Annotated in this window: 9 protein-coding genes; 5 read left to right on the forward strand and 4 right to left on the reverse strand. The window is 70.9% G+C overall.

The window, feature by feature from the left end:
* Positions 1-523 precede the first annotated feature (523 nt).
* Positions 524-1,588 (forward strand): DUF1835 domain-containing protein, encoded by a 1,065-nt coding sequence (locus WMF34_RS32480; RefSeq protein ID WP_437990243.1) that lies wholly within the window; start codon positions 524-526, stop codon positions 1,586-1,588.
* 518 nt (positions 1,589-2,106) lie between these two features.
* Complete coding sequence (locus tag WMF34_RS32485) at positions 2,107-3,747, forward strand: mechanosensitive ion channel family protein (RefSeq protein ID WP_049876438.1); 1,641 nt, start codon at positions 2,107-2,109, stop codon at positions 3,745-3,747.
* Between the two features lie 201 nt (positions 3,748-3,948).
* Here WMF34_RS32485 and WMF34_RS32490 read toward each other — a convergent pair whose 3' ends face one another.
* A complete protein-coding gene (locus tag WMF34_RS32490) occupies positions 3,949-4,548 on the reverse strand; it encodes a hypothetical protein (protein WP_012238964.1) in 600 nt (199 codons plus the stop codon).
* 491 nt (positions 4,549-5,039) lie between these two features.
* On the opposite strand from WMF34_RS32490, the gene WMF34_RS32495 reads away from it, so the two are divergent.
* Positions 5,040-5,171, forward strand: coding sequence for a hypothetical protein (locus tag WMF34_RS32495; RefSeq protein ID WP_269454200.1), 132 nt, complete (start codon positions 5,040-5,042; stop codon positions 5,169-5,171).
* A gap of 222 nt (positions 5,172-5,393) precedes the next feature.
* Positions 5,394-6,134: a hypothetical protein gene (locus tag WMF34_RS32500; protein WP_437990244.1), complete on the forward strand. Its 741-nt coding sequence runs from the start codon at positions 5,394-5,396 to the stop codon at positions 6,132-6,134.
* 104 nt (positions 6,135-6,238) lie between these two features.
* Here the strand turns inward: WMF34_RS32500 and WMF34_RS32505 are convergent, their stop codons facing one another.
* The 3 genes from WMF34_RS32505 to WMF34_RS32515 form a co-directional block, all read right to left on the reverse strand.
* The gene (locus WMF34_RS32505) at positions 6,239-11,266 is read right to left on the reverse strand and encodes an AAA family ATPase (RefSeq protein WP_437990245.1); all 5,028 of its coding nucleotides are present in this window, start codon (positions 11,264-11,266) and stop codon (positions 6,239-6,241) included.
* A gap of 360 nt (positions 11,267-11,626) precedes the next feature.
* Positions 11,627-12,199, reverse strand: a complete 573-nt coding sequence (locus WMF34_RS32510) for a CAP domain-containing protein (RefSeq protein WP_437990246.1) — start codon at positions 12,197-12,199, stop codon at positions 11,627-11,629.
* Between the two features lie 251 nt (positions 12,200-12,450).
* A complete protein-coding gene (locus WMF34_RS32515; protein WP_437990247.1) occupies positions 12,451-13,434 on the reverse strand; it encodes an AraC family transcriptional regulator in 984 nt (327 codons plus the stop codon).
* Positions 13,435-13,572: 138 nt separating this feature from the next.
* On the opposite strand from WMF34_RS32515, the gene WMF34_RS32520 reads away from it, so the two are divergent.
* A complete protein-coding gene (locus WMF34_RS32520) occupies positions 13,573-14,340 on the forward strand; it encodes an SDR family oxidoreductase (protein WP_437990248.1) in 768 nt (255 codons plus the stop codon).
* The last annotated feature ends 89 nt before the right edge of the window (positions 14,341-14,429 follow it).

Raw genomic sequence — 14,429 nt, forward strand, 5'->3', positions numbered from 1 at the left:
CGACGCTCGACGCAACCCGCCGAGCCCATCCGCCGGGCGCATAACCGCAGGGCAGGATTGCAGATCGCCGGTTGACGCCGACTTTCCGGTAGGGGATCGATGCGCGCATTCGAAACGGGAAATGCATGGAACATGGGTCGGTGATGAAGGCGAGCACGCTCGTGCTGTGCGGCGGGCTCGCAGCGATGCTCGTGTCGGCATGCGATTTATCCTACACTTGCGACACAGTGGAGACGGGAAGCGCGGGCGCTGGATACCCGACAGAATCCGCAGGGGCAGGAGATTTTCCAAGTAACGGCGAAGAAGACGAAGGCGGAAACGAAGACGTGGGCAGCGACTCGTCCGCGTTAATGGCAGGCTGCACGCCAGTTCACGAATGCACCGAGATGTACGAAAAGTGCAGGGACATGGGGCGACCGTGCACGCGTCCGATCGGCCATCGGAGCCTTTGTGATTACTGTCGCGAGGATTATCAGGATAAGCGCCCATACAAGTACAGTGAATGCTACAGCTGTGAATTCGAATGAACACGATGGACCTGCCTGCCCTTCTCGATGCGACGCATGTTGCCTTTGACCCGCCAACAGCAGACCGCCTGGTGCAACTCGGCGCGGCCAACGTCGTGCGTTCGTCAGATTGCCTTATTGTCGGGCCGAACCGCCTCGATGCCCTGGAACATGTCCGGACGCGTGAGGCCTGGTGCTCATTGTCTGAGAAGCGCTCGACTGCAGACGAATCGGGCCAAAAGTGGGATCAGCTCTATTCGCAGGATGTTCGCTGGGAGCTGCCCGTTGTCTTGTGGGCATCAGTGAGCCTCCATGAACGAGTGAACCTATGGAGGGCCTGTAGCTGGCTGCGGCACATCGGGATCGCGTGCAGTGACGTCCTCATCGTCGAGCTCGAGCGTGTCCACGGCACAATGAATAGGTTCCGCGAGCCACCGAGCGTGCCGCGGTTCAACTGCTCCGCGTCGGTCGCCGACCATCTCGACAACGTTCTTGTGGATCGTCTCGCCAAGTCGTGCCCTTGGCCAGTGGAACGCTACGATCGTGCCGTTCGCCTCTGGGAAAGCTTCGCCGATGAGGATCCTTTGCCCTTCATCGAAAGCTGCATGGCTGGTGTCGAAGGATTTCCGGAACTTGCTCCCTTGTGGGGACTTCTGTCATCTTTCTTTCCTAGGAAGACTACGGAAGGTACCCTGCGCCTCAGCCAACTCGATGAACTCATCCTGACCATCCTCTCGGCAGGCGAGTACCAAACTGACGTGTCCGTGTTCTGCCACAAGTCGCAGTCTGGATTGGAACTGCGGGAGCTCCTCTCCTGTACAGGCGACCTGTTCCTGGAAGATCGTCTGGCCCAATGGGCGAGGCACGCTTCGAACGAGTTCGTAGAGCGCGCACCCGACGTGAGGCCTGACGTTGCGATGAAGTCGTGGGTGTACCGCCTCACCGAACGTGGCGCGCAGCTCCGAGACAGGGGACTTGATCAGCTCGCGGACGCGCCGCGCCTTCCCGTAGCGGGAACCGAGGCGTACTCACCTGTGGCCCCCTGGGTGCTGCTCGAAGACGGACGGCTCGCTCGCCTGTGAGGGCTAGCCTAAACTCGCGTGCCCGGCCTGCAAGGGCAGGATGAAGCTCGTCGCCGTGATCACCGAGCCGAGCAACATCGCCCGCTTCCTCACCGCGCTGGGTGAGCCGACCGACGTTCCAGGCCGCTCACCCAGCGCCGACGCGGCGGGTGCCGACCTGGGGGTTCGGGGCGCAGGGCGCCGCAGGCGGCCCGGAGCCCCGAGCGTTGAAGAGCACCGTCCTGCGCCGCAAGGCGCTCGGGGTGACCGTCGTGCAACGCACGTCCGGCGACCTGCGGCTCAATCCACATCTGCACGCTGTCTTTCTCGACGGGGCTACCACGAAGACGGCGCAGAGCTCGCGTGGAACGAGCTCGAGGGGCGCGGCCGCCGTCCCGCCGGACCGGCGCCGGCGCGCGCCGCGCTCGAGTTTGTTTGACTTCAAAGCAATTTGCGCGAAGCATCCCGGCCGGCTGGGCCCGGGACGAGCGCGTGTCCCGCCGCCGTGTGCTCGGTACCAGATCCCGGAGATTGATGAAGTGAAGCGAACCCGATCGGGGATCGCGGCGGCGGCGCTGCTCGCGCTGCTGACCGCGATGCTCATGTTCTCGACGCGCGCGGTCGCGGGGCCGCAGGACGGCCTGCCGCCCGCGGACGCGGACCGCTCGACGCCCCGGCGCGCCCTGCGGCTGCTCATCGACGCCTCGCGCGAGGGGCGCCACGACGTCGCGGCGTACGCGCTCGACCTGTCCGCCATCCCGCGCGCCGCGCAGGCGGAGCGCGGGCCCGAGCTCGCCGCGCAGCTCACGTTCGTGCTCGAACAGCGGCTCTGGAACGCGTGGGAGGAGCTCTCGGACGAGCCCGAGGGCAACCCGGCCGACGGGCCCGGCCGCGACGAGGTCGGGCGCATCCCGCTCGGGGACACCGCGATCCCGATCGTCCTGAGCCGCGCGGCCGGCCCGGGCGGCGCGCCGATCTGGCTCGTCTCGCGGTCGACGATCGCGGCCGTGCCCGAGCTGCACGAGGCGTTCGGTCCGGGGCCGATCGCCGAGCGGCTGCCGGCGGTGCTCTCCCGGGTGCGCTTCCTGGGGCTCGCCGCCTGGCAGTGGCTCGGCCTCGTGGCGGCGATCGCCGCGTCGTCGCTCGGCGGCCTGCTGCTCGGCCGCCTCGTCTCCGTCGCCGCCGGCAGGCTCGTGCGGCGGACGGAGGTGCAATGGGACGACCGGCTCCTCGACGGGCTCCGGACGCCGCTGCGCGCGCTCTTGACGCTGGCGCTCGCGAGCGGCCTTGTCAGGCCGCTGCGCCTGGCCGCCCCCGCGCAGGAGATCGTCGACACGCTCCTCCAGACCCTCCTCATCACCGCCGCGGCGTGGCTCACGACGTGCCTCGTGCGCTTCGCCGGCGACACGGTGACCGAGCGCGTGACCGCGAGCGTCACGGACATGGCGCTCGCGCGGGGCAGCAAGACCCGCGTCGCCATGCTGCGGCGCATCGCCAACGCCCTCGTGGGCGTGGTGGCCGTCGCGCTCGTGCTCCTCCAGTTCGACGTGGTCCGGAAGGTCGGGGTCTCGCTGCTCGCCTCCGCCGGCATCGCCGGCGTGGTCGTCGGCTTCGCGGCGCAGAAGTCGATCGCCACGCTGCTCGCCGGCCTGCAGCTCTCCTTCTCGCAGCCGATCCGCATCGGCGACACCGTGATCGTCGAGGGGGAGTGGGGCTGGATCGAGGAGATCACGCTGACGTTCGTGGTCGTGAAGGTCTGGGATCTGCGCCGGCTCGTCGTGCCGATCACCTACTTCCTCGAGAAGCCGTTCCAGAACTGGACGAAGGAATCGCCGGATCTGCTCGGCACGGTCTTTGTCCACGCCGACTACACGGTCCCGATCGACGAGATGCGCGCGGAGGTCGCGCGGCTGTGCGCGGCCAACGCGAACTGGGACGGGAAGGTCGCGGGCCTCGTCGTGGTCGACGCGACGGCGCAGACCATAGCGCTCCGGGCGCTGGTCTCGGCCGCCGAGTCGGGCAAGCTCTGGGACCTGCGCTGCGCGGTGCGCGAGGGGCTCATCAAGCGGCTGACGTCGCTGGAGGGCGGGCGGTACCTGCCGCGGGCGCGCGTGGCGCTCGAGGGAGAGGGCGAGCCGCGGGGCGCCTCGGGCCCGACGGGGGGCATCGCGTCGGTGTGAGCCGGCGGCGCGCCGTCGGCGCCCTGCGCGGGCCTACGTCTCCACCGGCTGCGGCTCCTTGCGGAACGTCCCGGCGAGGATCCGCTCCGCCGCGTCGGCCAGGATGTCGCGCGAGAGCCGGGTCTCCTCGTCGAACTCCGCCACATGGAGGGGGTATCTGAGGTTGAGCGGGTTTGGTCCGCGTCGCCCCGCTCGCTGCGCTCAACCGAGCGACTGCAAGATCGAGCTGAATCCGTGCTGGCCGTGGCGGCTGCCCTGCGGGGACAGCCACGCTTCGTAGGTGTCGCCGCTCGGCGAACGGAGCTGGATGAACTCGAGGCTCACGAGAGGGTTGAAGGGGTTGCCGGGGCGGGGGCCGATGTCTTGGCCGGGATACGCCGCGTCTTGGTTGAAGGCGCGGGTGCCCTGATCGAAGGCGGCGAGGTGCTTGTAGTTGCCGCGTTTGCCGAAGTCGCTGTACTCGCGAGAGACGAGGACGCGGCCGTGGTTGGTGAGGCCGACGTGAACGTTGGGAACGTAGGTGGAGACGCCGATCACGGCGGCAGATGCGGCGTTGAGGACTCCGCCGGCGATGCGGCGGGCCGCGCCGGCGGGCGCCTGGTACTCGACTCCGCTCCAGTTGCCGATGATGCGCTCGCCGGGCTGGAGCTCGTAATACGGGGCGTAGAACTCGCTGAATTTTTGCTCGATCTGCTCCGGGGTCATGTTGGCGGCCTCGGCCATGGCCTTCTTGCGGACGTGCATCGAGTACGCGAAAGCGGCCGCGATGAACACGAGCGGGATCAAGTAATACATTTGCATGACCATCTCCTCCAAGACAACCCACGCTCCACGCTGGAGCCACCGAAGGCGATGGTTACGCGGCGGCGCACGCCAGGTCAAGGGGGCGCACTTCGAGTGATCGACCAGCGATCGGATAACCGTCGATACGCAAACGCCCCGTCAACGGCCGTGGCGCCCTCCCGGGCAGCCCCGACGTCCCTCCTGCGCAGCTACTTCGGTGTCCTTTGTGACAGTCGCACGGGTCCAGCGCCGCTGGCGGCGTCCTCCTGCACCCCCTCGCGCGTGTCCTGCGCAGCAACACGTTGATTCCTGTGCCGCCGCGGCGTCTTCCTGCGCCCTTGTCGAGAGAGGCCACGTTGCCTCCGCCGAAGGGCGTGATGACCATGCCCTCGGCGCCCGCCGCCGTCACGGCCTCTTCTATCTGTCGATGCTGGAGCTCCATGGATTTCCGTTGATCACCCGGAATCTCCTTGGTCCCGATCACGTTCCCCGTGCCCCGGAGCTCACCCGTGACGCGGGTCGCGCCTGTCGCGATCGGCGCGAAGAGCAAGCGGGGCGCCTACCGGGCGGTCGGCGACCCGGAGCCCCGAGCGTTGAAGAGCACCGTCCTGCGCGGCAAGGCGCTCGGGGACGCCGCGTAGCCCCAACAGCATCCCGGGCCAGACCAACTCCCGGAGGGCGACGTGTGCCCGCGGCACGCCGATGCGCCTCCGTCGATCCCGACGCGCCCCGAAATCGTCCAAGCGCGGGAGCGGCTGCTCGCAAGCTACCAGGCCAACGTCGACGTGGTAAATCGCGTCGAATCCCTCGAGAACGCCTCGTTCTTCGGAGCCTCAGAGGCCTTCCGGAACATGGCGCGCGACATGCGAGCGGCGGCGCAGAGCAACCTGACCAGGATCGAGGCCGGCGTCACTCTCTGCTTCGATCGACTTTCGAATCCGGTCACGGACGTCGAGACGACTACGTGTGTAGACGCGTCCAATGTCAAGTTGATCCCGGTCGATATCACCGCGCTCTCGGTGAAGCCGCCCATGATGCCCGGTCCGACCGGCGCCGATGCTCCCCGCGCCGACTGGGTGGCCAACGCCTACCCGGGCGACGGTTACTGGGGAGATTACTTGCCCTGGACGATGTGCCCGCCAGGTCAGTACGCCTACGGTTACGAGATGCTCGTCGAGGCCGACAGCGGCAGCACAAAGGTCGACGACACCGCTGTCGACTGGTTGCGCATGTTCTGCGGCAACTTCGACCGTACCGTCAGGACCACCATCGAGCCGCCGCACGCCGAGCGCTACGGCCTCTGGGGATCTTGGCGCGGGCAGAAGAGCTGCTCGATAGGTCCGATGCACGGCATGACGATATGGATCGAGGTGCCCCAGGGGGATGGAGACGACACGGCCGCGGACGACCTCTCCGCGACGTGTGTCTCCGGTGAGTCGATTCAGGCGCCCGGCGGCATCAGGTGGCCGTCCGCCAGGCCTTCCACGGATACCTGTCCAGGCGGCACCGCGATCTGCGGCTTCCTCATTCGCGTCGAGCCGCCGCAGGGTCGCGGCGACGACACCGGGATGAATGGGATCCGGCTCGCCTGCTGCGCGCTCTAGCACCAAACGCCCTCATAGCCCTCTCCGCTGCCAGAACGCACTTCCGCAGTACTTGGCAGCACAGGCCGTGCGTCCGGCGGCGAACGGCCCCTGGCGCCGGCGCCTCAGCCGCGGCCGCGGGTATGGGCGAGCGCGTAGGCCATGCCGCTCTGCAGCGTGCCGAGCGTCAGCAGGCCGTCGAGCCCGGCGGCGTCGCGGACGAGCAGCTGGGCCGCCGCGGGCCGCACCCCGGTGAGGATCGCCTGGGCGCCGACCAGGCGCAGCGCGCTCGCGGCCCGGACGAGGATCGCCGCCGGGGCGGCATCGAGCTGGCGCACGCCGGTGATGTCGAGGATCACCACCCGCGCGCGCGTGCGGACCGAGCCCTCGAGGGCCGTCGCCAGCACCTGCGACGCGCGGGCGTCGTCGAGCACCCCGATCAGCGGCATCACCACGATGCTCTCCGTGATCGGCAGCAGCGGCGCCGCCATGTCCGCCAGGCGCTCCTCCTGGACGCGCAAGATCTCCGCCTGCGCCGCCGACCGCTCGCGCTCGGCCCGCTCGCGCTCGCCGATCTCGCGGCGCGTCTGCGCGTGGGCCTCGCGCAGCGCCTCGCCCTTTCGCACCAGGTCGGCGTTGACCGCCTGGAGCTGCTCGAGCGCGGTCTGCAGCTCGTGTGTGCGCGCCTCGACCTGCTGCTCGAGCTGCTCGCGGGCCTGCTGCACGCTGGCGTACAGCCGGGCGTTCTCGATCGCCACCGCCGCCTGCGCCGACAGCAGCTGCAGCAGCTCGACGCGCTCGGGCGCGAAGGCGTCGCGGGTCGCGTTGTTCTCGACGTAGAGGATCCCCGACAGCCGGCCCTGGAGGAGCAGCGGCAGGCACAGCACCGAGCGCGGGCGCTGGCTGGCGACGTAGGGGTCGCGGGCGAAGCGGGGCTCGGCGCCGGCGTCGCCGAGCAGCACGCCCTCGCGGCTGCGGGCGACGAAGCGGACCACCGAGGTCGCCAGGGCGGCGTCGTCGCGCATCGGCTGGTCGAGGCCGACGCGGACCTCGTCGGGCGCGGTGCGCATCTCGGCGGCGATCGACAGGTCCTCGCCCTGCGGCACGAGCAGGAAGCCGCGCTGGGCGCCGGCGCGGAGCATGACGATCCGCATCAGGCGGTCGAGCAGCCGGTCGAGCACCAGCTCGCCGGCGACCGCCTGGGCGGCGTGCATCAGGCCCTCGAGGTCGAGCGAGCCGCCGCCGTGCCTGCGGGAGGTGGTCGTCGAGCGGCCCGTGCTGTGCCCGGCGCGCGCGGGCGCGGGCGGGGCGAGCAGGTCGGCGCGGGTGAGCAGCAGCTGGCTCGCCTTGGCGGCCGCGCCCCAGCGGGCGAAGCCGACGTGGGCGTCCTGCAGGTAGGCGCCGGCCAGCGCGCGACGGTTGCGGCGCAGGTGCAGCCGCGCCGCGCACTCGCTCGCCAGCGCCGCGTGGAGCACGAACCCGCGCGCCTGCGCCTCGGCGATCGCCTGCTCGTAGCCCGCGATCGCCTCGGCGTCGCGGCCGGCCAGGCGCGCCGCCTCGGCGTCGAGCAGGTGCTGGAGCGCCACGAACTGCGATGGGTTGCTCGTCGACCACGGCCGCAGGGCCGCGCGCTCGCGCTCGAGCTGCTGCGCCAGCGCCTCGCGCTCCGCCTCGCCGACCGCGTCCCAGCGGGCCGCGGCGACCAGGCCCGAATAGGAGTACTGCTCGGGCGAGTACATGTGCCCGGCCCCGGCGCCGCTCTCGTGCAGCTCGCGGGCGCGGGCGGCGAGCTCGAGCCCGCGCTCGTACTCGCCGTACAGGTAGGCGAGGCGCAGCTTGCTGACCGCGTAGAGCCACGGGACGAGCCCCCCGGGCGGCATGTGGGCGACGAACGCGTCCTCGTCGAAGCCGTCGCCGCCGAGGGCGCTCGTCGCCGGCTCGCCCATCAAGTTGACGACCACGCGGCGCATGAACTCGACAACCGCCGTCGACGCGACGTCGCGGGTCTTCCGCAGGAGCGCCGTGACGTCGGCGATGCGGGCCTCGGCGCCGCGGATGTCGGCGTCGGCGATCAGCGCCAGCGCGGCCGATTGCAAGCAGTAGAACGACACGTAGGCGAAGTTGCCGACCTCGAGCGCGACGCGCCGCGCCGAATCGCGGTACTCCTCGCCGGCCGCGTACGGCTGGCGGTAGAACACGACCGACGTGCCGAACAAGAAGTGCACCATGCAGCGGGTGCGCAGGTTGCCGGTGCGCTCGTTGAGCTTGACCCCGAGCTCGCCGAACTCGTAGGCCTTGCCGAGCTCGCCGGTGACGCCGGCGAGCAGGATGCTGTACACCGCGTAGCTGTAGTCCGACCCGTCGACGTTGCCGTGGCGCAGCGACAGGTTGACCATGTGCAGCACGATCAGGGGGAACAGCGCCGGCCTGCCGACGAACACCGGCCCCGACATCGACGCCAGGAGCCGCATCACGACCTCGACGTCCGGGTCGCGCGCCGGCGGGGCGTCGAGCAGGGCGCCGATCCGCCGCTCGCCGAGGTGCTCGTGGGCCGCCGCGAACGCGGCCGCGACGGCCTCCTGCAGCGCCGGGCCCTCATCGGGCAGGCCGATGCCGTACATCGCCAGCGCCGCGCGCCCGGCCGCGACCACCGCCGCGAAGTCGCCCATCGCCGCGTGCAAGAGGACGCGGAGGTCGTAGACCTGCACCCGCTCCTCGCGCGAGCGCGCCCGCGCGAGCGCCTCCTCGAACAGCGCGTCGGCCTCGGCGAACGCCCCGCACAGGTACGCGCACTCGGCCAGCTCGACGCGCAGCGCGAACCCGAGCTCGAACCAGCGCGCCCACGGGTCGGCGCCGAGGCACTCGCAGCCGGCCTGGAAGTACTGCCGCGCCGCGTGGTAGGCCGTCGCCGCGCGCGCCCGCCGGCCAGCGCGGAGGTTGAGTCGCGAAAGCTCGAGCCGCTCGTCGCCGTCGATCCGCGGCAGCGCCACGTCGAGGTGGCCGACGACCTCGAACAGCGCCTCGTCGGGCACGCCCGCCGGGTACGCGTCGCGCAGCAGCCGGCCGACGCGCAGGTGCGTCGCCTCCCGCACCTCGCTCGCCAGCAGCGAGTCGGCGGCCTGCTGCACGCGGTCGTGGAGGAAGCGGTGGAGATCGTCGCCCTCGCCGCCGGCGAGCGGCACGACCAGGCCCTCGCGGACCAGCTCGCCGAGCGCCGCGGTCGCGTCGTCGCCGTCGTCGCTGCCGACGGCCGCGAGCACGCGCCACGAGAAGCGATAGCCGACGCACGCGGCCCGCTGCAGGAGCCGCTGGGCCGCGGGGGTCAGGCGGCGGATCTTGCTGGTGACGAGGGTGACGACGTTGTCGGTGACGTCGCGCGCCTGCACCTGCGCGTCGTCCCACGCCCACCGGCACGCGGCGGGGTCCCAGCGCAGGAGGCCGTCCTCGACGAGCAGCAGCAGGAACTGGCCGATGAAGAACGGGTTGCAGTGGGTCTTCTCGCCGACGATCCGCGCCAGCGCGGCGACCTGCGGCCGCTCCATCACCAGCGTGTCCGCCAGCAGCTCCTCGACGTCGGCGAGCGCCAGCGGACCGAGCGGCACGTCGCCGACCTCGACCCCCGCCGCGCGCAGATCGGCAAGCGCGGCCGGCAGCGGGTGCCCGGGGCCGACGTCGTCGTCGCGGTAGGTGCCGAGCACCAGCAGGTACCTGCATTCGGCGTCGAGCAGCATCTCTTGCAAGAGGCGCAGCGACGCCGGGTCGACCCACTGCAGATCGTCAAACACGAGCACGAGCGGGTGCTCGGCGGCGGCGAAGACCCGCAGCAGGGCGGTGAAGATCAGGTTGAAGCGGTTCTGCGACTCGGCCGGGCCGAGCCGCGGGACCTCGGGCTGCGGGCCGACGATGAGCTCGAGCTCGGGGATCAGATCGGTGAGGAGCTTGCCGCTGCTGCCGAGGGCAGACGCGAGGGCGCGCCGCCACGCCTCGAGGACCTCGGGCGCGGCCGTCAGCAGGGTGCGGCACAGCTCGCGCAGCGCCGTGGCGATCGGGGCGTACGGCGCGCCGCGGTCGTACTGATCGCACTTGGCGGCGACGAAGAACCCGCCGCCGCGGGCGACCGGCGCCGCCAGCGTCTGGACCAGCGCCGACTTGCCGGCGCCGCCGGGTCCGCTCACGAGCAGCAGCGTGCGCGCGCCGTCGGCGACGCGGGCGGAGGTCGCGAGCAGGACGTCGATCTCCCGCTGCCGTCCGTACAGGCGCGGCGGGATCCGCGGGGTCGACGGCCGGTCGGCGCTGCCGAGCGCGAACGGCTCGATCGTCCCCGTCGCCGCCCACGCGGCCGCGCAGCGCTGCAGGTCGGCCCGCAGCCCGGCCGCGCTCTGGTAGCGATCCTCGGCCGCCTTGGCGAGCAGCTTCATGATGATGTCCGACAGCACCGGCGGCACCTTCGGCATCAGCGCCGCCGGGGCGACCGGCACGCGCGCGAGCTGGCTGTGGACCAGCGCCATCGCGTCGGCGGCCTCGAACGGCAGCACCCCGGTCACGAGCTCGTAGAGCGTCACGCCAAGCGAGTACAGGTCCGAGCGCGCGTCGACCGGCCGGTTCATCCGCCCGGTCTGCTCGGGCGACATGTACGCCAGGGTGCCCGCCATCCCCGCGCCCGCATCGCCGCGCGACGCCTCGTCCTCGCCGCCGGCGATCGCCAGGCTGAAGTCGATCAGCTTCACCTGCCCGGTCGCCGGGTTGTAGACGATGTTGTGCGGCTTGACGTCGCGGTGCAGCAGCGGATAGCGGTGCAGCAGGTCGAGCGTGCCCGCCACCTCGACGCCGATCGCCAGCACCGCCGCGAGGTCGAGGGCGCCGGCGTGGAACAGCACGTCGAGCGAGCGACCGTCGCAGTCCTCGAGCACCAGCGCGAGCTCGTCGCCGATCGTGTCGAGCGCGTGCGCCTTGATCACGCCCGGCAGGTCGAGCGATCGCAGCACCGCGAACTCCCGCCGAAGCGCGCCGTGGATCGCCGGCGCGAGCGGCCCGCCCTTGCCGATCTTGACGACCACGCGGGCGCCGTCGCGGGCCCGGACGGCCCGATGGATCACCACGCCCGCGCCCTCGTGCAGCTTCGCGGTGAACGTGTACGCGCCCTGTTCTGCCATGATTGTGCCTCGTGACCCGTCGATCGTCGCGCCCGGCCGCCGCGCGAGTCATCGATCGCGCACCGCTTCCGAGCGTACGTGACGGCGCGCGACCGGGTAAAGCCTCCGCGTCAGCGCATCGCCACCCCGCCGGCCGTCTCGCCGATGGAAATCACGGACTCCCGTGGCGGCGCAGACCAGCCCAGGATGGCGCGCTCTTCGGCGCGCCGGGCCCGCTCTTTCGATCCATGAACAACGCGTCGCGACGCGCGGTCCCGCCACTTCGGTTCGCCACGCCACACTTCTTCACGCAGCGATCCGGCTTCTTTTACCGACGCGCGGGCGCGGCGCGGCCGGCTCGGGGCGCGCTGCGCGCTCGGCTCAGTAGGGGCGCTGGCCGACGAAGTTGCCGGGAGGATCGTAAGTGCACACCCAGAACTGCCACGCGCTGACCCCTTCGAACGGTGAGCCGTCCGCACAGCTGGCGATCCCGCAGCCGAGTTGCAGGGAGTCGGCCCAGACCACCTGGGTGTAATGGCCGCACGTGGCGGCGCTGCAGGCGTTGCTCGCGAGGTCGTAGCTGCCCGCCTCGCTGATCCACGAGCCGACGACATCCTCCGGGGCGGGCGAGGCGCCGCTCGACGTCGCGAAGAGGTTCTCTCCGTAGCCGTTCGCGCTGTGGCGGAACACACACTTATCGGCATGGGCCTGAGCCACCGCGGCGAGCTCGGACGACCACGAGAGCGGGGGCAGCGGCGGATCGGCGGGCGGGTCGACCGCGGCGCGCGCCGCGTTGTGGGCCGCCGTCATCCCGACCATCCGCGGCGGCTCGTCGTCGCCCTCGCCGCTCGCCGGGGCATCGGCGTCGTCGGACGAGCTGCCGCACCCGGCAGCGAGGGCGAGCATCAGGGAGAACAGCGCGAACCCGTGGAGACGTGAGCCGAGCGTATTCACGGAACAATTGTCCTACAGCTCGGCCGCGCGCCGCAACAATCCATTCGATGATGGGCTATGCCAACTCACGACAGGCCTTGTGCCGATAAGCCCTGCAGCCGTGTGGACGGCGGCGTCCGGGCACGGCGCCGGACGTCAGTTCACCTGCGTGCTCGACGCGCGTACCGCTCCGCCCAGCGACAGGTCTTCTTTCACTTCGCCCAGCAACAGGGCTTCCTTCACGTACGCGCCCGAGCGCTGGTACGACGCCTTCAAGCACGGAGGGCTCGACGCCCTCCGTCCGAAGCCGCGCTTGGATCGCTCGACTTGAGGTGCCGCCGCCACGCGCCGGGGGCCATGCCGGCCCACTGCCGGAACGCGTGACTGAACGAGGCCTCGGACGAGTAGCCGGTGAGGCGCGAGACCTTCGCGAGCGGCGCGCCCTCGCGGAGGAGAACCGCAGCCTTCTGCATGCGGAGCCGCGTGAGGTAGCCGAGCGGCGGCTCGCCGACGAGCGCGGCGAAGCGCGCCGCGAAGACCGAGCGCGAGAGGCCCACTTCCTTCGCGAGCGAGGCCACCGTCCACGGCTCCTCGGCGCGCCGGTGCATCGCGCCGAGCGCCGCGGCGGTGCTCGGATCGCGGAGCGCGCCGAGGAAGCCGCCGCCGTCCTCGGGCAAGCGCGCGAGGTACGCGCGGAGGATCTGGATGAACATGACATCCGCCATCCGGAGGAGGACGATCTCGGACCCGGGCCGGTTCGTCTCGATCTCGCGCGTGATGAACTGGATGTTCTCGAGGAACGACGGCACCGCCTGCTCCGTGTCGGGAGTCATCCGGATGAGCGGTGGCAGTGTCGCGAGGATCGGTGTCGCGAGCGGATCGTCGAGTACGAAGCCGCCCGTGATGAAGGTCGTCTCCGGGCCTTTCGTGCCGAGGTCGATGTGGATGACGTCATGGGTCGGGTTGGGGGCGCATCGCACGAGCTCGGCGAAGCTCCGGGGAGGGCTCCGCGGATGGTCGCGCAGCGCATGGGCGTGGCCGAGCGGAAGTACCGCGAGATCGCCACCGGAGAGCGCGACGCGCGGCTCGTCCGTCTTGTCGACGCTGAGCCAGGCGCTGCCGCGCACCACGTAGTGGAACCGGATGCAGCTCTTGACCATCGGCAGGGCGACGCCCCACGGCGCGCGCCCGACGGTGGAGACCCAGCGTGTCCGCCGCAGTCGAACCGGGGCAAGCACCGCGCTCAAGGCATCCATCGCTCGACAGCGTAATGGGCGCGGGCCGCGGCGTCCAAGCCGTACGGACGATTTCGCAACTTTCCCAGACGACTTCGCATGGTTCGTGCGGATCGCGAGCCGTATGAAGGACGCGTCGTTCTCGACGAAAGGAACATCATGTCCAGCAAGCTCGATCTCTCGAAGGAGTTCATCGGTCGCCGTGCCCTCGTCACCGGAGGCTCGCGCGGCATCGGCGCGGCGATCGCGCGGCGCCTTCTCGATGCCGGCGCCAAGGTCGTGGTCGCCGCGCGCTCGCGCAGCGACGTCACACCCGCGGCGGCGACGTTCATCTCAGGCGACGTCCGCACGAGCGAAGGGGTGAAGGCGATCGCCGCGGAGGCGCTCGCGGCCCTCGGCGGCCTCGACATCCTCGTGAACAACGCGGGCGGGTCGCGCGGGTTTCTGGGAGGCTCCCCGACGATCCCCGACGAGGAGTGGCAAGACACCCTCGCGCTCAACCTCCTCGCCGCGGTTCGCCTCACGAACGCGGTCCTGCCGGCGCTCCGCGCCTCGAAGGCCGCCGCGGTCGTGAACATCTCGTCGACGGCAGCGACGATTCCCTACGGCCCGTTCGCGCATTACTGCGCCGCGAAGGCGGCGCTCGACACCTACTCCCGCACGCTCGCCGTGGAGCTCGCGTCGAGCGGCGTCCGCGTGAACGTCGTGACGCCGGGGCCGGTGGCGACACCGAGCGCCGACGAGCTGCGGAAGACGTTCACCGACGGGATGGGCATTCCGGCCGACGCGTTTGTCCAGCAGGTGCCGCTCGGACGCCTCGGCACCACCGACGACGTCGTGGAGGTCGTCGCGCTCCTCGCGTCGGATCGCGGGAGGTGGCTGACCGGCGGGAACTACCGCGTCGACGGCGGAATGACGGCGCGCTGACGGTCAGGCCTTCATCGGGCGGTCGGGTCGCTCAACCCGGGTCGGGTCGCCATCCGTACCAGCGTCGCAGAACTTCGGGCTCACGACGG

It is taken from the genome of Sorangium sp. So ce145, from assembly GCF_051525985.1.
In the GTDB taxonomy this organism is placed as follows: domain Bacteria; phylum Myxococcota_A; class Polyangia; order Polyangiales; family Polyangiaceae; genus Sorangium; species Sorangium cellulosum_B.

Bases quoted from the DNA above. Each gene is read 5' to 3' on its own strand.
- WMF34_RS32490 (WP_012238964.1), bottom strand. From the start codon at position 4,548: ATGCAAATGTATTACTTGATCCCGCTCGTGTTCATCGCGGCCGCTTTC.
- WMF34_RS32500 (WP_437990244.1), top strand. From the start codon at position 5,394: ATGCGAGCGGCGGCGCAGAGCAACCTGACCAGGATCGAGGCCGGCGTC.
- WMF34_RS32520 (WP_437990248.1), top strand. From the start codon at position 13,573: ATGTCCAGCAAGCTCGATCTCTCGAAGGAGTTCATCGGTCGCCGTGCC.
- WMF34_RS32515 (WP_437990247.1), bottom strand. From the start codon at position 13,434: ATGGATGCCTTGAGCGCGGTGCTTGCCCCGGTTCGACTGCGGCGGACA.
- WMF34_RS32505 (WP_437990245.1), bottom strand. From the start codon at position 11,266: ATGGCAGAACAGGGCGCGTACACGTTCACCGCGAAGCTGCACGAGGGC.
- WMF34_RS32480 (WP_437990243.1), top strand. From the start codon at position 524: ATGAACACGATGGACCTGCCTGCCCTTCTCGATGCGACGCATGTTGCC.